Here is a 21,730-nt window from a genome sequence, read left to right as displayed (position 1 = left end):
TAAATTGATCATTACCTATTAAAGACCTGATCGAAAATGAATTTTAGAATTTTCTTATTCATGCTATTTTCTTTGATATGTTGGTGTAATTTTTCAATTGCACAAGCCTATCAAAGAGGAGATACTACATTAAATATTTTTATAATCAATGATACACTTAAATATTTTGAATTTTATTCCTCTGGATTTCTTCATGAAAATGTTGAAGTAGGTCTTTTAAGTAGAAAAAACGACACAACATATAGTTTAAAATATACGAATGAAGGAAATTTTACTCCTTTTGAAATATTCTTTCAAGAAAATTCTGTCAGCGTAAAAAAACTTTCTTCAAAAGGATACATGGCGTATATTATAAATGAAAAGCCTTTTCCTAAAATTAAAGATTCCACAAGTCAGATTGTTTCCCAATTTCATCTTAACTACCCAATTTTTTATAAGAATCTTAATAAAGCATTCATAAAAGTGTATGAATATCCTTGTTTTGAATCTAAAACAAAAACAATACTTTTTAGGAAGGGAAGTGAAATTGAAGAAAAATGGAAATATGGCTTGCGTAGAAGGTATGGTCCAATCAAAAATGTGACATGGATAGCTGCTGATTTCGGTGGTAAATTTATAGGTTGGTTGTTGTTGTCAGATGTGAAACAAAAGTTCAAAAAAGAATTATAAAATAAAATAGAAGTCGTCGGAAATGAAAATTTGTATTGCACAAACGAATCCTCATAAAGGCAATATTCCCAAAAACATTAAAGTTCATAAACAATTTATTCAAACTGCGACAGAACTCCAAGCGGATATAATAGTGTTTCCAGAACTCTCATTAACAGGCTATGAACCTGAGTTAGCAAAAGAACTGGCAACTACGCAATCAGATGAAAGACTTGATGAATTTCAATATTTAAGTAATAACAATAAGATAATCATTGCTTGTGGAATACCAACTAAAAAGGGAAACGAGGTATTTATTAGTATGATAATCTTTCAACCGAATAAAGAACGTTTAACTTATTCCAAACAACATTTATACCCAAGCGAGATTGGAATTTTTTCCATTGGAAATGCTCCTTTAGTAATACATTTTGACAAAGAATGTATTATAGCTCCCGCGATTTGCTATGAATTATCGAATCCAGAACATTCCCAAAACGCCAAACTTAATCATGCCAATATTTATATAGCAAGTGTGTTGAACTCTGTTAATGGCGTAGACGATGATATTAATAAACTCTCTAATATCGCTAAGAAACATAACATGACCGTATTTATGGCAAACTACATTGGAAATTCTGGAGGATATGTATGCGCCGGAAAATCTTCCGTTTGGGACGACAATGGAACGCTTATTGATCAACTTGATAGTCATACAGAAGGAATACTTATGTATGACACTAAAAATAAATGGACTAAAAAAATAAATCTAAACTATAACTAATTTTATTTATGTTTTTCCAACCATTCCAAGCGGCGTTGGTCGGGGAGGGGCGTCACGGAAAAATTATCAAATTGAGCATTGAAACCTTCTCCATCTGGACAAGCCGCCATCATCCCAATCTTTACAGGCGTATTGTCTTGAAAAGGCGCATTGCGATACATGATATAATTTTTGTCATCCAAAGAGTAAAAAAGCTCAATCGCATCCAAGCGCCGAACGGCTTTTACCCAAACAAATGGAACTTTTTTGCCTAAAGAAAGTACACTCCAATCACTTTTCTCATTGGTGACAACTGCACTGATATTCATATTTCCATCTACAAATTCAACACCTGCTTTGATCCAATGTTTTTCATCAATACGCACCATCAAACCCATTTGGTCAAATCTTGCTTTATAATCTCCTGTCAATTTTACTTTAGCCTCAAATTCTCCTCCATAATTTCCATAGTAGAAAGGTCCATCGTCCACGGTAAATCCATAGTGAGAAATACGCCAATAATCGGTTTTAGGAGTAACGAACATAGACAAACTATTGTCCTTTACTTCCCATTTTGTAGGTTCGTTGAACCATTGGAGTTTGTCCAATTTCTGCGCTGAAAGTTGTTGCAAACTGACAAAAAAAGCCAATGCAAATATGATTTTCTTCATTTTCTTATATTATGTTAAGTTGTTTTAATAACACGACATGGATTGCCTACCGCGATAGCATTAGCAGGAATATCTTTCGTAACGACAGAGCCTGCCCCGATAATCGCATTGTCACCGATCGTTACGCCAGGTAAAATAATCGACTGCGCACCAATCCACACATTGTTACCCACCGTAATCGGGCGAGCGGATTCCAAACCAGACTTACGAATTTCTGGATCTATCGGATGCTCTGCTGTGTAAAAACCACAATTGGGCGCGATCAAAACATTGTCACCAAAAGTCACTTTGGCCACATCCAAAATCGTACAATTGACATTGGTGTAAAAATTTTCACCGATTTCAATATTGTAGCCGTAATCACAATAAAATGGCTGTTCTATCAAAAAGTTATTACCTGTTTTTCCCAATAGTTTTTTTAATAAATCTTGTCTTTCATTTTGCAAAGAAGGACGCAAAGAATTATATTCAAAACAAAGGTCTTTACATCGTACTCTTTCCTCCATCAATACCTTGTCCGCTGCATCGTACAATTCGGATTGGAGCATTTTTTCTTTTTCCGTTTTCATTTTCCTACTTAATTAACCATTAGAAATTTATGAATTGCAAATATATTTGCTTCGTAATTGCTTGTCAATACTGAATAATAACCATGGGTATATATGAAACAAATCAAAAACACATTGAACGATACTTTATTGGAGCAAGATTTTTCGGAAGAAAAAGAGATGTTTTTGGATTTGGATAAATATAAAATAATGGCACAAACTTATGCCAATATTGAAAATGCGATTGTCGTATTGAGCGATATGAAAGAAAACAAAAGTTATATTTATCATGGGTTATTGGCACACGCACTAGGATTGGAGCATCCAGAAAATGAAATTGAATCGATCTGGGAAGAAGAGATTTTTGCCAAAATGCATTCGGATGATTTATTGGAAAAGCACGTATTAGAATTACAATTTTTCCAATATTTAAAAACCATTTCTCTAGAAAATCGTCCTCAATACTACACGACTTGTCGAATAAGAATGCGTAATGCATCAGATCAATTTATATGGATCCAACATCGAATGTATTATGTTGCCAATCTGCAAAATGGCAGCATCTGGTTGTCCTTATGTTTGTATAATGCAATACCCGAAAATGTGTTCAATGAAAATTTTCCTAACCAGATTATTCATTCCTTTTCTGGTAAAGCGATTATTCCAGATAAGACGCAATCGTCCACCATATTATCAACGCGCGAGATTGAAATCTTACAACTGATCCGTCAAGGAAAAATGAGTAAGGAAATCGCACATCAATTATCTATCAGTAACAATACGGTTAATCGTCATCGTCAGAATATTTTGGAAAAATTGCGCGTCGACAATTCTATGGAAGCCTGTCGCGTTGCAGAAAAAATGCAATTGTTGTAAAGGAATTTTTGCAAAACATTAGCACGAAAAAAGTAGTTAGAAAAATTAGGAGCGTGTACATTGCTCTAAATATTTCACCAAACATGCTTAACCGAATCCTTAGCTTAACTTTTGTATATTTTCTATTTCAAAATTCAATTTCCGCTCAGAGAACAGATACCACAAAATCAAAATTTCCAGACCCGAAAAAAGCAACTTTACGCTCGTTGATTTTACCAGGTTGGGGACAAGCATACAATAAACAATATTGGAAAATTCCAATTGCTGTTGGCGCTGTAACTATTCCAGCCGTTTTATTTTTTGACAATAAGTCAGATCGGAAAACTGCGCAAAAAAATTACGAAATCTTATTACACGCTGTTGACAATTCTGGGCAGATTGATCTTCAAAAAATCAACCAATTGGATGCAGCATATTTAACTGCATTTAAAAAATCAAATAATCGAGATGCATTATTAGGTGCAATTCAGAATCAAAGAAATCAATTTCGAAGAAATCAGGATTACGCAGCCCTGTGGTTTTTTATTTTATGGGGATTGAATGTTGCAGATGCCGCAGTTTCTGCACATTTAAAACATTTCGATATTAGCCCGAATCTTTCTATGCAAACTAATTTATATTCTAATAACTTATTGGCAACGTTGAAGTTACGTTGGAAATACTAGGAAAAATTGGTAATATTATTTTCCTATAATTTATATTATGTTAAGTATGTTATACTCCAACGAATGTTCATGAACAAATTGCTTTTGGTATTAGTGTTTTATCGAAAATAATTTAAGATGAAATATTAAAATGAACTAATTGAGATTTCATATATCTTTATTCATACTCATTTTTTATATCAAAAAGCGTTTTAATAATGCAAACAAAGCGTAGGCCAATTGCAATTCACTTTTTCTTTTTCATATTATTTATAGTATTGCCTGCGCTTGTTTTTGAACGATTACCAGGCGAATCATTTTTTACATTTACACGTGCAGTTGTGCAAGACATGATTGCCAACATTACTATTTTATCTTTTTTGTATCTAAACTATTACATTTTTATTCCCAAACTTTATTTTCTAAATAAAACTTTCTGGTATGTTATGGTGGTCATTCTTTATTTATTTATAATCCTCCCTATACCCCATTTACTTGGAAATTTTATAAATGAGGATATAGTTGGGAAACCTCCAGGACCACCACCAGGAGAAGATACAATTTCTCCATTACTTGCTCCTATTACCCCCAAGATAGATAATCCTAGGTCTATTTTATTATTTTCCATTCATGAATTAAGACGGCATATATACTTGTTTTTTACTGCATTTCTAATATCCTTTTTGATTAAAACAAGAGACAATTTAGCTAAAATAAAAGAAGACAATTTGCAGGCAGAATTATCACGACTCAATGCTCAGATTAACCCTCATTTTTTATTCAATACACTAAATAGTATATATGCACTTTCAATTAAAAATGATGCAAGCACAAGTAATGCTATTTTAAATCTTTCTGGCTTGATGCGTTATTTAATAAAAGATGTAAGTGCACAAAGAATTCCGTTACAAAAAGAATTAGATTATATTTTCAACTATATAGAATTGCAAAAAGCTAGACTAGGAAATACTGTAAATGTTATTTATGAATTAAATGGAAAACCCAGACATAATAGAATTGCCCCATTAATATTGATTACTTTTATCGAAAATGCTTTTAAATACGGTATCAATCCGACTATAAAAATGGGAGAAATCATAATTAAAATAAATATCCTAGATAACAAACTAGAATTTTATATATCCAATACAATTATGGAAATTCCCAATAAAAAAATGGAGTCTAATGGTATCGGTGTAGAAAATACAAAAGCTAGATTACAATCTATCTATCCTGGTCAATATCATTTGAATATTCAAAATAGAAACAACGAATTTAAAGTTTCCTTATCAATTGATTTAGTATGATGAAGGCAATAGCCATAGATGACGAGCCATTGGCACTTGACATAATAGAAACCTATTGTCAAAATATCAATTTCTTAACCTCTTTAAAAGTATTCACCAATACAGATTTAGCATTTGAATATATACTTAAAAATAAGGTAGATGTACTTTTATTAGATATAAATATGCCCGCAATTTCGGGTATTGATTTTTATAAATCATTACCCTATAAGCCACTTCTTATTTTCACAACTTCCTATAGTGAATTTGCCTTGGAAAGTTACGAACTTCATGCATCTGACTATCTATTAAAACCATTTTCGAAGGAGAGATTTATGCAGGCAATTTTGCATGTTAAAGAACAATTTTCAATAAATCAGCACGCTAATAACGGTTTTGATTCTCAATTCATAATTTTGCGATTAGACGCTGGAGACGTTAAGATATATTTAAATAAAATATTGTATGTCAAATCATTAGATAATTATTTGAAAATATTTTTAACAGATCAAACTTCGCATGTTGTTCGATTGACAATGAAGGGACTGGTGGAAAAGTTGGAAGAACCTAGTTTTGTTAGAATTCACAAATCCTTCCTTATTTCTCTAGATAAAATTGAAATAATTAAAAGTAAGAGTATTATCATAGATAAAGAAGAAATTCCTATCGGGAAGAACTTCGATAAAAATTTCAGACAGCAATTTGATCTTTTTCAGAATAAATGACTTTTAAATTTCACCACAAATAATTATCATTTCACCCCATTTTATCTTAACTAATTATACATAGTAATAAATTCATATACTGATTTAAATAATTCATCAAAAAAATCAACTCATGAAACGAAAATTTTTATTTTCTGTTACTATTGTTCTTAGTTTATTAGTTATTTCTTGTAAAAAAAATGCAAAAGACGAAAGTTCTGATACAGACACTGATACAACTACAAGTGATTGTTCATCATTAACAGGTTCGGCAAAAGTTGTGTGTCTTGCTAATACTTTTTTGGCGACACTTACGACATCACAACAATCGAGCATTATATTAGATTATACGCTTACAAACGCTAAGCGCTGGTCAAATTTACCTTGTGGATTAAGTTGTAGAAATGGTCTTTTAATGAGTAGTTTGACGACTGCACAACAGACAGCAGCTTTAGCCCTAATCCAAGCTGTTGCAGGTACCGCCTATTCTGGTGATGGTTATGAAGAATATCAAACTATACGTGCAGCAGACGATTATTTGAATGCTAATGGTGGAGGCAGTTCTTACGGATCAGGAAACTATGTTATCGCATTTTTAGGTACGCCAAGCACCACTGGTAAATGGATGTTGCAATATGGGGGACATCATTATGCCTCTAATGTAACTTTTGATGCAGATACGATAGTTAGTATAACGCCTTTACATGAAGGTGTTGAACCACATGGATCATTCACTGTTAATAGTACGACCTATTCCACTCCTCTTGCAGATGAATTATCAGTTTCACAAAATATGCTTGGTTCTTTCACCAGTTCTGAACTATCTTCTGCGAAGATATCTTCTACATTTTCTGATTGTTTGATGGTTCCAGGATCAACTTCTAACACAATGCCAACAACTAAACAAGGTATTAAAGTTAGTAGTCTTAGTACTACAGCACAAGCCAAGGTCTGGGCGGCAATACAACCGTGGATTAATGACCTTGACTCGGCTCAAGCTGCAGCGATACGCGCAACTTATTATAATGAATTAGCAAGTACTTATGTATGTTACGCTAGTAATTCAAGTGCGACTACGGGAAATGCTAGTTCCTTTTTCACAACCAATACGGACTATGTAAGAATAGATGGACCAAGTGTTTGGATTGAATTTATCTGTCAAACTGGCGTTGTATTCACAAGTCAAATTCACTACCATACGGTTATGCGCGATCACTCCAGAGATTATATTGGATTATAAATAGTTATCTATGGCTAAAAGCAGTTTTATAAATAAACACAATTTTGCATACAAATTGTGTTTATTTATACTCTTCAGTTTATTATCTATTGTATGTAGTAACAATACATATGCTCATCAAGCTCCATATAGTGTAGCTTATTTGGATATTAGTCCAAACAAAGTTGTTATGGAATTGCATATTCCTCTATCTGAATTGGAATTGGCGGTAGGCTATCGCTTATCCGAAAATCCTGAAACATTATACGAGGAAAAAAAAGATCAACTAAAATCCTATATTCTTCAACATACGCAAGCATTTATAAAAGGTGCTAAACCCTGGTCTGTAGATCTGAATAATTTAGAATTGATAAAAGATGAACAGGTTACAAGTGGACCGGCATTTTGGGAATTAAAGGCTTATTTAACATTAATACCTCCAATTGGAGAGAATACAAGACATTTTTTTCTTCACTACGATGGTGTAGTTCATCAGGTAGCAAACCATATTATTTTTGTAGTGGTACGAAATGATTGGGAAACAGGACGTTCTGATAGCTTGACTGCAGAAAGTAATCCAATGAATATTCGAATAGGAGGCGACAATCTTGTGCATCCACTCGAAATAAATCTTGACGAAGGAAGTAATTGGACTGGTTTTAAAAATATATTTGAGCTTGGAATGCGACATATCAAGGATGGTACAGACCATTTGATGTTTTTGTTAGTGCTCCTACTCCCCTCGCCTTTGATAGTTAGGAAAAAGAAATGGAGCACATTTGGAGGCGTTTCGTTTAGTTTAAAAGCTTTATTAAAAATCATTACAGCGTTTACTATTGGTCACTCCATTACTTTGTTATTAGGTGCTGCAGGATGGTTTATAGCGCCATCACAAATAATAGAAATTTTGATTGCAGTTTCTATTTTAATATCTGCCATTCATGCGATTACACCTTTATTTCCGGGGAAAGAATTCTTTATTTCTGGCGGGTTTGGACTCATTCATGGGATGGCATTCGCATCAGTTTTATCAGAAATGAATCTTAGTGGAAGTTCTTTAGCACTTAGCATTCTTGGATTCAATATCGGAATTGAAGTAATGCAATTATTGGTAGTTCTCATAGTTTTTCCTTGGTTAATTTTACTAAGTCGAACAAAACATTACAAATATTTCAGAATTGCAGGTGCAGTTTTAGCTATCACATCGTCTATTGCTTGGATTTTAGAACGGAGCACCGGAACGCCTAATTTTCTCACGGAATTTATCGCAAACGAATATACACATGCCATTTGGCTAATTATTGCACTTGCAGTTTCCTCAATTGCGCTATATTATCTTAATAAAAAAAATAATATTCACAGAAAAGTATATTCCTCTAATATTTGATGTTTTAAAAGACATTTTTAGAAGAGAAATAATAAGTTCCATGAGGTTTTATGTCCATATGATTAGTAATTAATAATAATTGGTTATTTGTTAAAAAAGATTAGACCTATAAATTAAACGACTCGCGAAATTCTAATGGGCTTTGCTGGGTTCTCTTTTTGAAAAGTCTATTGAAAGATTGTGGTTGCCCAAATCCAAGTTCATAAGCAATTTCGCTAACGGAAAGGTTTGTAGTGGAAAGTTTTTCTTTAGCTTTTTCAATCAGTTTTTCATGGATGTGTTGTTGTGTATTTTGTCCTGTAAGCGAGCGTAACATATCACTTAAATAGTTTGCGGATAGGTTGAGTTTATTGGCAATATAATCCACCGTTGGTAATCCTCGTTTCAAAGATTCTTCCTTTTCAAAATAATCCGTTAATAGTTGTTCCATTTTGAAAAGTAAATCATTGTTTACGGCTTTTCGAGTAATGAATTGACGCTCATAAAATCTATTGCTATAATTAAGGATTAGTTCTATTTGTGACAAAATAATGTCTTGTGTATGTGCATCGATGTGTTGATATTCCGCTTCTATTTTTCTAAATATTTCAATAATATCTTGCTCTTCTTTTTCTGAAAGATGTAAGGCTTCATTGACGGAATAGGAAAAAAAGCTACAAGATTTTATCTTTAATGAAAGAGGGCTTTTCGCTAGAAAGTCGGGATGAAAAAGCAACATATAACCTTTTCCACATTCAATTTTCATTTTTTGAATTTCCGAAACGGACAAGGATTGAATTTGCTTTGGTGCTATAAAATTCATCGTTCCCTTATTGAAATCATAGTATTGTTGCCCGTACTTAACAGTTGCTTTGACATCTTTTTTGAGTGAAATACAATAAAAGTTACCATAAAACTGTTGCCATATTTTACTCTCTTTTGGTTGAATATTTGACACATCATTCACGCTGACCAAAGGATGTAGCGGTGCAGGTAGGGATAAATGGTCATGGAATTCGGATATAGAATTGATAATATACATGGCGATTTTATTCTTTTACAAATTTACAAAAATGAAACGACTGCTTGATTTAGCAGTCGTTTCATTTCATTATATGGCAAACATTTTACGAAATTCCTGTTGAGATGCCTCTGTCCCGATTTCGGTGCGACGAGCATATAACTCGGTAGCATCGCTACCTGCCAAATATCTTAATTGATCATTTTCATCGGTAGCTGCCTGATAAACAACTGCCGCTATTTGGTCTGCTGTAGATGCATTTTGCATCATTGCACCCATTTGTTCAAATAATTTATTTTCAACGTCTTCATAATCAGCACTTTTGTTTATATCAAGCGATCGATCTACAAAGTCGGTGGCTATTGCTCCTGGCGCCACAGTTTTGATGCGTATACCAAAGGCACCTAATTCGAATGCCATACTTTCGCTCCAACCTTCCAATGCAAATTTTGTAGCATGATAGATGGAATTTAAGGGAAATCCCATAAAGCCCCCGACAGATGTTGTGCTTATAAATAAGCCATTTTTCTTCTCTCGGAAATAGGGAATAAATGCTTGTGTGACTCGTATCACACCTAGCAGGTTTGTATTAATTTGACGATTGATTTTTTCGTCGCTCAATGTTTCCAGTGCTCCCATTAAACCATATCCTGCGTTATTAAACACGACATCAATGTCGTGCAATGCTATGGCTTTTGTAACTGTTTCTTTTATTTGGTTTGCATTGCTCACATCCAATGGCAATAACGTAACATGCTCTAGTTGTGTTAATTCGCTTTCATTTTCTGGGTGACGCATAGTAGCGATGACATTCCAGCCTTTGGATTGAAAAAGTTTTGCGGAGGCTTTTCCCAAACCTGATGATGCGCCTGTAATAAAGATGGTCTTTGACATTGTATAATTATTTTTATTTAACAATGCAAATTTCTATTGATTTCCTTGAACGAAAGTGTCTAAACAAAGGTTAATTGTAACCAAAATGGGGAGAATGCTGATAGAAATAAAAGAGGCGTTATTAAGAAATTCTATCGTTAATAACACCTCAAATACTGATAAATTATATATCAAATACTTTGCCTGGATTCATAATATTCAAAGGATCAATAGCCTTCTTCAATGTCTTCATCAAGGCTATTTCATTTTCCGTACGACTAGTAGCCAACCATCTTTTCTTTTCCAAACCAATACCATGCTCTGCAGTCACGGAACCTCCAATGGATTTTAAAGGGGCAAAAACGATATCGTACAAATCAATTTGCGTTTGTTCATTATCTTCTCCACAACTGATATACAAGTGCAAATTACCATCTGCCATGTGACCAAAAACGAAAAATGGAGCATCTGGCCAGACTTTATTTACATCAGCATGAATCTTAGCAATATAGTTTTCCATTTCTGAAATAGGAAGACTCACATCGAATAAGAATACAGGTTTATACACAGAAAATACCAATTCTACATTTTCTCTAATAGCCCAAAATAATTCATACTCACTATGATTTTGAGCTGGAGCAGCATCAGCAATTAAACCATTTTCCAAATTGTCGGCTAAGAAATTTTCAAAATCATAAGTATCTTTTTCTGCATCTTGACCACGAACTTCCATCAAAATATAATAGGGATAATTTTGTGGTAATGGCGGCATATAAGGTGACGGTGAAGAGGTCATCAAACTATAATAATTATTCCAAAGTAACTCATAAGAAGTCAAATTATGATTCAAATGTTTTTTTGCTTTTTGCAATAATTGGCTTGCTTTTTCAAAACTATCCACAGCAATGAATGCAGTATTCGTCGTTTTAGGTAAATCTTCTAATTTGACCACAGCTCTTGTGATAATTCCCAAAGTACCTTCTGAGCCGATAAACAACTGCTTTACATCATAACCTGCATTATTTTTGATCATTTGATTCATAGAAGAAATAATCGTTCCGTCGGGCAAAACTACTTCTAATCCTAAAACTAAATTACGCATTACACCATAACGTACAGCCTCCAGTCCACCGGCATTCGTTGCGATATTTCCTCCGATCATACAACTTCCTTTTGCTCCAAGATTTAGGGCAAATAATAAATCTTGCTTTTCTGCTGCATGTTGCAAATCCAGTAGAACTACTCCAGCCTCTACAATCGCAATTTTATTCGTTATGTTGATCTCTTCAATTGCGTTCATTCTTTCCAAACTAATAGCAATTTCATTTGATTTCAAATGTGCAGCTTCGGTTACACTGGTCAAACCTCCTTGAGGTACTACGGGTTGATTATACTTACTGCATATTTTTAATGTTTGAGAAACTTCTTCGGTATTCGAAGGTAAAATCAAGGCTAAACAATTCAAATTGCCTGGATTTTTCCATTGCCCAGCAGAGCGTTTGCTCGCCTCCTCTCCTGTTAATACGGTGTCTTTTCCTAAAACTTTTATTAATTCTTCTACAACGTCTGACATTATTCTTTTTTCTATTGGATAATTATTATGAGGTTAAGTTTGTTTTTGAAATAAAAAAATCTACTATTTGCGGCGAATTTATGGTATGATTTTCAAAACATACATTGGGATAATGGGCTTAAAATCCTTTGGTAATTGCACCATCCAATCATCCGATTCTTTCGAGAAATTTATTTTTTTACTATAACCAATTAATGAAATTTTACTACTGGAAGAAATATTGTCAGCCAAAGATTTAATCCTAATTTGGAGAGATGCAGGATTATTTACAAATACAAAAATTGTCTTTCCAGAAGTCGTAAACCGATATTCTGGGTAAAGAGCTTTAGAGGTTCGATCGTTCACCGCGTCTAAGATATCTTTTTCTTTAGCCGTTAACGCCCTTTCAGGTATACGCTGTAAATAACTAGAATCTAATTCACCCGTAATTATCCAAGGTTTAGTTCCATAAATAGCCTCTTTGTTGATAGCTATCCATTTACCCAAAGAATCCATACGGACTTCAGATTGTGTCGCAAAAGTACCATCGGCTTTAGGACTCAAATTCAATAAATAATTGCCACCTTTACTAATAATTTCACTGAGTTGTCTTGCAAGCGTATTGGTAGATTTCCAAGCTGTATCATGTTTATTATATGCCCAATATTGACTAATAGTTACGCATGATTCCCAAGGTTTTGGATTGACGTTATCTTCAATTTTTTGTTCATTTACAAGATAGTCACCATAACCATTTCCGATGCGACTATTAACAATACAATCAGGTTGGTATTTTCTAATAGTATCCAAAATCCGTTTACTATAGGATTTTGGAGTGAGTTCTGGTGTATCAAACCACAAGACATCTACTTTTCCATAGTTTGTCACCAATTCTTTTATTTGAGGAATGGCTTTTCTATTGAGATATTTGGTTACATCTTTTGCATCTTCATTAGGAAAATCCCAAGTATTACTTCGCCCACCTTTTTGGGGATAATCTGTTGCGGCATCAGGATCTTCCCAATCTCTACCAAGAGAGTAATAAAAACCAAATTTCAATCCATTTTTATGACATGCAATGATTAAATCCTTTAACGGATCATGCGCATAAGGCGTCTTTTTTACAATATTAAAATCTGAAACTTTTGAATCATACATTGCAAATCCATCATGATGTTTGGAAGTTATAATAATATATTTCATTCCTGCATCCTTTGCCATTTTAACCCATTTATCTGCATTGAAATGAATAGGATTAAATGTATCTGCAATAGTTACATATTCTTTGATTGGGATACGCTCCACCATCATGAATTGTTCGCCACGACTAGTAGGGTGTCCTTTCCAATCACCTGCTGTAGCGGAGTATAGTCCCCAGTGGAGAAATAACCCAAATATGGCATCTTTCCACCATTGCATGTAGTTTGAATTCTGAGCCGATATATTATTAGCTATCAACATTGCACCAACTAATACATTAGTGTAAAACCTAATTTTTAGATTTTTCAATTTCATAGATTTCGTTTTAAAACATAGATCGAATTATTGCTCAATATAATTCAAATCCTTGCCATAGGTCTCATCCAATTTAGACCAACCCCAAAATGCTGCGATGAAAACGATTGTACCAATACCTAGATTGGCAACTATTGCTGATTGATGTAAATTAAATTTGAAAAAAGAATATCCTAAATTGACCAAAACAACAGCACCTCTTACAAAATTAGGGACTGTACCCGTTACTGTCGATCTAATATTTGTTCCAAATGATTCTGCAGCGACACTCATAAATACCGCCCAATAACCTGCACATGTACCGAGTATAAATATGGCGATATAATAGTTGGTTATATTCCCGGTAGAGATTAAAGCAAAAAAGATTCCGATCGCAATAATAGAAGTAATCATAGAACGTAAAACGGCTTTTTTGCGACTGCGAATTTTTTCTGAATGCCAACTACATAAAAAATCTCCCACGGTCAACCCGAAATACGTAAGCATAATACCATTAATAGGTATTTGTTTTCTTAAGTCACCGCTCAGCGTGTATTTTCCCGTACTTTCTAGCAATTCAGGGGAATATTTTGCATACATCTGTACGATATACCACATCGGAATACCGATCAAAATCAAACCAATATATTTCTGCCAGATTTTCTTTTTGGAAAATAATAACTTAAAATTGCCACGCATCACATTAGCTCCTTTGGATTCATTAAACATACCGGACTCCATTACGCTAAAACGTAACAAGAGTAAAATAATACCAAATCCACCTCCGATAAAATAACAAGTACGCCACGCTCCTACCCATTTTACCATAAATCCTCCAAAGACGGCTCCCATAATACCAATACTAGCCACCAGCATCGTACCATATCCACGCTTTTCTTTCGTCAATACTTCATTTACCAAAGTCACACCGGCACCTAACTCACCAGCTAATCCAAATCCTGCGACAAATCTTAATATCGCATATTGATCTACATTTTGTACAAATCCATTTAAAATATTAGCAATAGTGTAAGTAATAATTGATCCAAAAAGTACGGAAATACGCCCCTTCTTGTCTCCCATTATACCCCAAAACAATCCACCAAATAACATTCCGAGCATTTGACAATTATCCAACATCAATCCAAATCTTTCGATATCAACTTTGCTTGTAATGCCTATGTCTTTTAGACTCGCGGTGCGAATCATACCAAATAACAATAAATCGAATGTATCTACAAAATTACCCAATGCAGCAACCCACACTACCATACTAAATACAGAGTATTCTTTTGCTTTTTTGTCTATTTCCATTTTTAATAGCAGAATTTAGAAGAGACAAATGTATTTTATCCGCTTCGTTTTGCGTTAATTTATTTTTTCGCGTATTTGAATGTAAAAGAAAATTATAAATGAGCCACCACCCTAGTTCTATTTATTTTATTCTGTAGATATTCCTATTTCTAAGAAGCGTAAGTGATGTCTTATACGTTTTAATAGTTACTGGTATTAATACCATACCCGAAATAGAATCTAAAATTGTAGATTTTTTTACGCAAAACTGAAGATACAGATACCTAATAAATATTAATAAAAAATCTCATCAAGTATTGATTATTCTAATTTCTTAGTTGAATAAATATGTCTTATGTAAATAGATTATTTAATAGTCAAACAATAATTGCACCTATGTCTTGTTGATGTGTAACTTAGCCCCTTCCAATTTCCAGGTTGATTATCGTACCAATCCATTCTAATAATATACATTCCTTTTTGGTTGGGGTAAAACAGAGCTTTACCATCTTTATTTATATCCAAAGTCTTTTCCCAATTTTCAGGATTAAATACTCTTAATTTCGTATTAGTTACCGCTTTTCCATCTTGCATTGGTCGTACTTCAATCATATCCTTTTTGTGGGAAATTAAAATATTTAAAAATTGACTAGTTAATTTTCCATCCTTATTAGTACCAACATTATACTGACTATATAAATATTCAACTGGTCTTACATTTTTACCTCCTGTTGATGAACGATCAACCACCGGTAATGAGTCATTCTCTGCAATAATCGGATAAGAACCAGTCAATTTAGGTATAAATGTTGCATACCATGAGTTTTTCAATGGCATTAAAGTGAGTTTGGTTTTTTTCCCATTTTGATCCAATATAAAAAGTTGAAATTTTCCAATATATTTTAAATCATCTCCTGCTTCTCGTAGTCTATTATTATGATCATCAATTTCGCCATAACAAATTTCAATCTTTACGGGGCTATTGATTTTCCCCCTACCTGTTACTTCCATCCAATAACCATGTGCAAAAATTGTAATAGGACAAAATAGAAACAATAAGAAGAGAAAAAGAATAGAAAAATTACGCATAAAAAATTAAAATTAGAAGTCCAAATTTATAGCGAATTTCTAAATTTTATACTACAAAAGAATTTTTTAAGATTTGTTTTTACCTTAAATGTTTGATCTAGTCTATATACTTGAAAATTTGATAACAATTATATTAATTGCTAATAATTTCAATTTTATCTATTTATTTTAGACAATTATTAATTTTTTAATTTTTTATAAGAAAATATAAACAAATTCAGAATTTATTCAGATTTGAGGAATATCATTGTAATGTAAAAGTATCCAACCAATTGTAAAATGTATCACTGCGATAAATGCAAGTATTTCGTGGTGATATGTCCTAGGATATTATTTATATAGGATGTATATAATATAAATAATCTACTTTATGCTATTAAAATTTAAAAGTGCCAACTTATTTCTTATATTATTTGGATTATGGCTCATGATTTTATCAATCTTGATTTATTCAACATCTAAATATCAATTATTCACTTTTATCAATCATCATCGTTCTTATACTGCTGATATTATTTTTACCTTTTTTACAGAATTAGGAAGTGGTTATATTCTTATTCCTATAGGTATTTATTTATTATTTAAAAAAAATTACAAAGCCATATTAAGTTTTACTATTATTCTATTGATGAATTCTTTGATCGTATCAATCCTAAAACATTATTTCTATGAACCTCGTCCATTATTGAGTTATGGGAAAGCTGTAGTACAAACAGCACCGTGGGTAGAACTGTATCAAAAATATTCTTTTCCTTCTGGTCATACGGCGCTCTCATTTGCGATTGCAACTTATGTTGCGATTCTATTTAAAAACAGTAAAGTCCAGTTCTTTGCATTTGCTATAGCAGCATGCATTGGGTATTCAAGAGTTTATTTAGGAGAACATTTCCCTATTGATGTATGTTGCGGTTCTATTTTAGGATTTACAGTAGCTTGCTTGTATTTTATTATAAAAGAATGGATTATAAGTTTAATCTCAAGGAAAAAGGAAATCAAAGCAACCATCCCCGAACTATCTAAAAATTAATAAATTACACACGCTTTTTTCGGCAATTATATCCATATATCCACTCTATATAGAGCAATGATATAGCTTTATTCAATTTACATCCCCTTGTAAAACGAATAATTCATAATACTAGATGATATATTTTATTATTTTTGAACATTTATTGGAAATATAGGTCCGATACATAAAATTATTTTTCTTTAATCGTCTTTATACAAATGTTCAAATTCAAAAATGATTTTTCAGTAACACGCTTTGCGATTATTTTAAGTGTTATCAATTTTTTCTTATATCATTTACCTTTTTTTTCATTCGTACGTAAAAATGTTGATGCTGCAACATTTGGTGGCATTATCATCATACTAAGTTTGATAGTAATAATGTTGGCTGCCAATTTTTTTGCTTTTTATTTAGTTTTTTTTCTATCTAGAATAGCAGGAAAGATATTGATTCCTATTTTTTTTATATTGAATGCGAGCTGCGTTTATTTTGTTAACACCTATAGTGTAATTATAGATGAAAGCATGATTGGAAATGTATTAAATACCAATTATGCAGAATCAAGTAGCTTTTTCTCATTCAAATTAATTTTATATATTTTATTCTTAGGTCTCTTACCTGCAATCCTTGTTATCAAAGCAAAAATCCGTAAGGAAAAACCAAAAACTTTTTTCATACGAGCCTCAATCACTCTATTATTTTTGGTTGTAGTTGCTTTCTTAAATGCCAAAAACTGGACTTGGATAGATAAGCATTCTAAGCAACTCGGCGGACTTGCAATGCCTTGGTCATACACAGTTAATATAACTCTTTTCTATGTACACAAGCATCAAAAAAATGAAAAAGAGATACTTTTGCCTAACGCAAGCTTAAAAGACAATAAAAAAGAAATATTTATTTTAGTTATTGGAGAATCTGCAAGAAGAGCCAATTTTTCTTTATATGGATATAAAAAAAATACGAATCCTTACCTTTCTAAAACAACAAACCTCCATTGGTTTGATGCAACTTCTAGTGCTACTTATACTACAGCAGGGGTCAAAGCAATCTTGGAAGATAGAGAATCTAGTGATTTATATGAAATATTACCCAATTATTTAAATCGTTCTGGTGTTGAAGTTATATGGCGAACCACTAACTGGGGCGAACCTCCAGTGCACATAAAAAATTATCTTAATAAAGAGGCATTGGAAAAAGAATGCAAAGGCCCTGATTGTAGTTATGATGAAGTCTTATTAACTGGATTAAAAGAACAAATATTAGCAAGTACTAAAAATAAAATCTTTATCGTACTACATACAAGTACTAGTCATGGCCCTACTTATAGCAAAAAGTATCCTCCACAATTTGAAAATTTTAAACCCGTATGCAATAGTGTGGAGTTAGGAGAATGTTCTAAAGAGGAATTGATTAATGCGTATGATAACACAATTGTATATACCGATTTTATTTTGCATAAAGTAATAGAGGATTTATCACAATTAACAGAATATAAAAGCACCATGTTTTTTGTATCAGATCATGGAGAATCCCTTGGAGAAAACAATTTATATATGCATGGTATGCCCAAAAGTATTGCCCCCAAAGAACAATATGAAATTCCATTTATAGTCTGGACCTCTGACAATTCAGAACAATTGAAACAAAAAATAGATTTAACTCAAGCGAATGTTTTTCATAGTGTGTTATATTTTCTAGGAATACAAAGTCCTATTTACAATGAAGAGCTAAATATTTTTAAGAATTAGTGATGGACTAATAACTCCATTGTTTCATAAAATAAGCGGCATCCCAAAATTCAAATTCCATAATAGAGGCACGATAAAATACAGAAGTCATCTGATCTTTAATTTTTTTATTAGAAATATCAGCGACTTCATCACAAAGACGAATAGCTTTTGTTACAGAAATAGCAAAATCTTCACCTCCATAGGTATTTATCCATTTTTGATAGGGATTATTATTTACAGTTTTGAGATTAAGTAGATAATCTCCCACTTTTTTGTAAATCCAGAAACAAGGTAAAACGGCGGCCATGGCAATTTCAATTGAATCAAAAGAAACTATACTTTTTAAGAAATGCGTATAATGATGACAAGCTGGTTGTAAAATAAAATTATTTGTAATATTATAATCTAAAAAATAGGAAGCATGTAGTGTATTTTCAACTACCATCGCATTTTGACTAAATTGAATAAATGCCAATGCAATTTCTGTATTAGGTGCTTTTGCTGCAATCATTGCTAAAACACGTCCGAACTGCTCTAAATACAAGGCATCTTGACCAATATAATATTTAAATTTTTCAGTTGCTAGTTTTCCATTCGCCAATTCTTGTATAAATGGCATGGTGGTTATTTTATTATAAATTGGTTCTATTGCATTCCAACTATGATCTGACCATTTCATTTTTTACTAATTTCTGAGGTTTATAAAAGTGATTTAAAGGACCATTTCCTTTTCCAATCAATACATCTGCGCCATTGCTTATTGCATTAAATACATATTCCTGTCCAAGATAAACAGCTTCATTAGTTGGATATCCTAAAGCTAAATAGGATGCAATAGCCGATGACAAGGTACATCCAGAACCATGAGTATTATTCGTTAGTACTTTATCATAACTATAAAATTTAATCTCTTCTGGAGTGAGTAATATAGAAGTTAGTTTTTCAGTTGGTAGATGTCCTCCTTTTAGTAAAATATTTTTACAACCAAGTTTTTTAATATATTCTCCAGCAAGGATCATTTCTTCCAAATTATCAACTTTACAATTGGCAAGTATGGCAATTTCATCCATATTAGGCGTTATAATATCCGCTATTGGAAATAATTTCTCAATCATTACTTCAATTGTATCATCTTCTATTAATCGGTGACCACTAGTGGCAACCATAACAGGGTCAAATACTATTGGTACTTTTTTAAATTTTTTAAGTGTATCCACTATTGTTATAGCTAATTCAGAAGTGTGTACCATACCTATTTTGATAGAATCAGGCATGATATCTTCCATTATAGTTTCTATTTGTAGTTTTACGGCCTCAATCGGAATAGGAAAAATGTGTTTAACACCAGTTGTATTTTGTACAGGAAGAGCCGTCAATACAGAGGTCGCAAAACATCCAAGTGCAGAGATGGTCTTGATATCTGCTTGTATCCCAGCGCCTCCGCTCCCATCAAACCCTGCAATCGTCATAACCGACGGGTAAGTATATTTTTTCATTTTAAAATTTCATTTTTTAATTCAAATGCGGCTTTTTGAGGTTCAATAGCACTGCAAATAGCAGAAACTACTGCTATACAATCGGCGCCAGCTTTTATAACGGATCGAATATTTTCTTTATGTATATTTCCAATAGCAATCAATGGTAGATCTGTATTCTTTCTAATTTTTGTAATACCGGAAAGTCCCCACTCTGTAACAGTATCTTTTTTAGTTGGAGTAAGGAATACAGGACTGATCCCCAAATAATCTGACACTATGCAATCATCACTTTTCAGTTGATCCATATATTCAATCGAGTATCCTATTAATTTAGATGGCTCATTCCATATTTTGCGTATTTGAGTTGGTGCAATATCATTGTTACCAACATGCACACCAGCCGTGTCCAATTGAATTGCAATATTAATATTATCATTAATTATAAGGGGAACTCCATACTTCGTCGTTATTTCTAATAATCTTGCAGCTTCTTCTAAAAATAATTCATAAGATAATTTTTTTTCTCTTATTTGGATAAGATCAACGCCACCTAAAATTGCTTGCTCAGCGACATGCAACATATTTTTGTTTTTACAATCATTTTTAGATATCACAAGATATAGTTGATAAGGGAATGTTTTTTCTTTTCTGGTCATTTGGATAATTGAATAGTTTGAATAAACTCTGACTCTGTTAGATTATATAATTTGTCTAAAAGATTCAATTGTAACGATCCCGGACCAGCAGATTTGGCTGCGGCTAGCTCTCCTGCTACTCCCAACAGTGCCATTCCCGCTAAAGCCGCTAAAATTACATCTTTGGATATTGCTATCATTCCTCCGAGGATAGCAGATTGACTACATCCCAAACCTGTTACTTTTGTCATTAAAGCATGACCATTCTTCAAATAATAAATATCATTCATTGAAACTATAATATCAACTTCTCCCGAAATACAAACTATTGAACTATACTTATTATTTAAATACTGTGCAGCCGAAATAGCATCCAAACTATTATTACAACTATCTACACCTTTTGTATTTCCATTATGGTATTTTGCAAGTGCCATAATTTCTGACGCATTACCTCTAATAATAGTGGGGTTAAATTGTAATAATTGATCCGAAATATTGCTCCTGTAAGTAGTAGATCCTGCACCAACTGGATCTAGTATCCAAGGCTTATCCATCTGCATTGCAAGCTCTGCACCTAATAACATTGATTTGCTCCAATTTTCATCTAAAGTGCCAATATTAATAACTAATGCATTGGCAATCCGAAGCATTTCTTCCATTTCAGTAATGGCATGAGACATAATAGGCGAAGCTCCTATGGATAATAATGCATTCGCGGAATTATTCATCACTACATAGTTCGTAATATTTAAGATAAGCGGCGAAGATTGCCTTACGGAAGAAATCAACTCCCAAATTTTTTTATCCATTAATCAAGAATTTTGTGAA

General features: G+C 32.8%; 22 protein-coding genes. 10 read left to right on the top strand and 12 right to left on the bottom strand.

Annotated features, from left to right (window positions below; all coding sequences use genetic code 11):
* The first annotated feature begins 36 nt into the window (after nt 1–36).
* Nucleotides 37–669 (top strand): hypothetical protein, encoded by a 633-nt coding sequence (locus E0W69_RS05625; protein ID WP_131329053.1) that lies wholly within the window; start codon nt 37–39, stop codon nt 667–669.
* Nucleotides 670–691: 22 nt separating this feature from the next.
* Nucleotides 692–1,432, top strand: coding sequence for a carbon-nitrogen hydrolase family protein (locus E0W69_RS05620; RefSeq protein ID WP_131329052.1), 741 nt, complete (start codon nt 692–694; stop codon nt 1,430–1,432).
* Nucleotides 1,433–1,434: 2 nt separating this feature from the next.
* On the opposite strand, the gene E0W69_RS05615 is transcribed toward E0W69_RS05620, so the two are convergent.
* Both E0W69_RS05615 and E0W69_RS05610 read right to left on the bottom strand, forming a co-directional pair.
* Nucleotides 1,435–2,082: a DUF1349 domain-containing protein gene (locus tag E0W69_RS05615; protein WP_131329051.1), complete on the bottom strand. Its 648-nt coding sequence runs from the start codon at nt 2,080–2,082 to the stop codon at nt 1,435–1,437.
* A gap of 14 nt (nt 2,083–2,096) precedes the next feature.
* The gene (locus E0W69_RS05610) at nt 2,097–2,651 is read right to left on the bottom strand and encodes a sugar O-acetyltransferase (RefSeq protein ID WP_131329050.1); all 555 of its coding nucleotides are present in this window, start codon (nt 2,649–2,651) and stop codon (nt 2,097–2,099) included.
* 93 nt (nt 2,652–2,744) lie between these two features.
* Between E0W69_RS05610 and E0W69_RS05605 the strand changes: the two genes are divergently transcribed.
* From E0W69_RS05605 to E0W69_RS05580, 6 genes are all read left to right on the top strand, one after another.
* Nucleotides 2,745–3,506, top strand: coding sequence for a response regulator transcription factor (locus E0W69_RS05605; protein ID WP_131329049.1), 762 nt, complete (start codon nt 2,745–2,747; stop codon nt 3,504–3,506).
* Nucleotides 3,507–3,589: 83 nt separating this feature from the next.
* Entirely contained in the window at nt 3,590–4,171 is a 582-nt protein-coding gene (locus E0W69_RS05600) for a DUF5683 domain-containing protein (protein WP_131329048.1), read from the top strand.
* A gap of 197 nt (nt 4,172–4,368) precedes the next feature.
* Nucleotides 4,369–5,457, top strand: a complete 1,089-nt coding sequence (locus E0W69_RS05595) for a sensor histidine kinase (RefSeq protein ID WP_131329047.1) — start codon at nt 4,369–4,371, stop codon at nt 5,455–5,457.
* On the top strand, nt 5,454–6,161 hold the full coding sequence (locus E0W69_RS05590) for a LytR/AlgR family response regulator transcription factor (RefSeq protein WP_131329046.1): 708 nt from the start codon (nt 5,454–5,456) through the stop codon (nt 6,159–6,161). Before E0W69_RS05595 ends, E0W69_RS05590 begins: the two co-directional genes overlap by 4 nt.
* A gap of 112 nt (nt 6,162–6,273) precedes the next feature.
* A complete protein-coding gene (locus E0W69_RS05585; RefSeq protein WP_131329045.1) occupies nt 6,274–7,380 on the top strand; it encodes a DUF3500 domain-containing protein in 1,107 nt (368 codons plus the stop codon).
* Between the two features lie 10 nt (nt 7,381–7,390).
* Nucleotides 7,391–8,746 (top strand): HupE/UreJ family protein, encoded by a 1,356-nt coding sequence (locus E0W69_RS05580; RefSeq protein ID WP_131329044.1) that lies wholly within the window; start codon nt 7,391–7,393, stop codon nt 8,744–8,746.
* Between the two features lie 106 nt (nt 8,747–8,852).
* Here E0W69_RS05580 and E0W69_RS05575 read toward each other — a convergent pair whose 3' ends face one another.
* The 6 genes from E0W69_RS05575 to E0W69_RS05550 form a co-directional block, all read right to left on the bottom strand.
* Complete coding sequence (locus E0W69_RS05575) at nt 8,853–9,767, bottom strand: helix-turn-helix domain-containing protein (protein ID WP_131329043.1); 915 nt, start codon at nt 9,765–9,767, stop codon at nt 8,853–8,855.
* 69 nt (nt 9,768–9,836) lie between these two features.
* Entirely contained in the window at nt 9,837–10,640 is an 804-nt protein-coding gene (locus E0W69_RS05570) for an SDR family oxidoreductase (RefSeq protein WP_131329042.1), read from the bottom strand.
* A gap of 163 nt (nt 10,641–10,803) precedes the next feature.
* The gene (locus E0W69_RS05565; protein WP_131329041.1) at nt 10,804–12,192 is read right to left on the bottom strand and encodes an FAD-binding oxidoreductase; all 1,389 of its coding nucleotides are present in this window, start codon (nt 12,190–12,192) and stop codon (nt 10,804–10,806) included.
* A gap of 78 nt (nt 12,193–12,270) precedes the next feature.
* Nucleotides 12,271–13,686: an alpha-L-fucosidase gene (locus E0W69_RS05560; RefSeq protein ID WP_131329040.1), complete on the bottom strand. Its 1,416-nt coding sequence runs from the start codon at nt 13,684–13,686 to the stop codon at nt 12,271–12,273.
* Nucleotides 13,687–13,713: 27 nt separating this feature from the next.
* Entirely contained in the window at nt 13,714–14,979 is a 1,266-nt protein-coding gene (locus E0W69_RS05555) for an MFS transporter (protein ID WP_131329039.1), read from the bottom strand.
* Nucleotides 14,980–15,324: 345 nt separating this feature from the next.
* On the bottom strand, nt 15,325–16,047 hold the full coding sequence (locus E0W69_RS05550) for a hypothetical protein (RefSeq protein WP_131329038.1): 723 nt from the start codon (nt 16,045–16,047) through the stop codon (nt 15,325–15,327).
* A 427-nt stretch (nt 16,048–16,474) separates the two neighbouring features.
* Here E0W69_RS05550 and E0W69_RS05545 point away from each other — a divergent pair, with 427 nt between their 5' ends.
* Nucleotides 16,475–17,074: a phosphatase PAP2 family protein gene (locus tag E0W69_RS05545; protein ID WP_225321406.1), complete on the top strand. Its 600-nt coding sequence runs from the start codon at nt 16,475–16,477 to the stop codon at nt 17,072–17,074.
* Between the two features lie 200 nt (nt 17,075–17,274).
* Complete coding sequence (gene eptA / locus E0W69_RS05540; RefSeq protein ID WP_131329036.1) at nt 17,275–18,804, top strand: phosphoethanolamine--lipid A transferase EptA; 1,530 nt, start codon at nt 17,275–17,277, stop codon at nt 18,802–18,804.
* Between the two features lie 7 nt (nt 18,805–18,811).
* Here eptA and tenA read toward each other — a convergent pair whose 3' ends face one another.
* The 4 genes from tenA to thiM are packed head-to-tail and all read right to left on the bottom strand — an operon-like array spanning nt 18,812 to nt 21,711.
* On the bottom strand, nt 18,812–19,465 hold the full coding sequence (tenA, locus tag E0W69_RS05535; RefSeq protein WP_131329035.1) for a thiaminase II: 654 nt from the start codon (nt 19,463–19,465) through the stop codon (nt 18,812–18,814).
* Complete coding sequence (gene thiD / locus E0W69_RS05530; protein ID WP_131329034.1) at nt 19,446–20,282, bottom strand: bifunctional hydroxymethylpyrimidine kinase/phosphomethylpyrimidine kinase; 837 nt, start codon at nt 20,280–20,282, stop codon at nt 19,446–19,448. The genes tenA and thiD overlap by 20 nt, the downstream gene beginning before the upstream one ends.
* A complete protein-coding gene (gene thiE, locus E0W69_RS05525; RefSeq protein ID WP_131329033.1) occupies nt 20,279–20,920 on the bottom strand; it encodes a thiamine phosphate synthase in 642 nt (213 codons plus the stop codon). The genes thiD and thiE overlap by 4 nt, the downstream gene beginning before the upstream one ends.
* Entirely contained in the window at nt 20,917–21,711 is a 795-nt protein-coding gene (gene thiM, locus E0W69_RS05520; RefSeq protein WP_131329032.1) for a hydroxyethylthiazole kinase, read from the bottom strand. Before thiM ends, thiE begins: the two co-directional genes overlap by 4 nt.
* Nucleotides 21,712–21,730: the final 19 nt, after the last annotated feature.

Origin of the sequence: Rhizosphaericola mali (assembly GCF_004337365.2) — a bacterium.
Taxonomy (GTDB): Bacteria; Bacteroidota; Bacteroidia; order Chitinophagales; family Chitinophagaceae; genus Rhizosphaericola; species Rhizosphaericola mali.
This window is presented reverse-complemented; position numbering and strand designations above follow the sequence as displayed.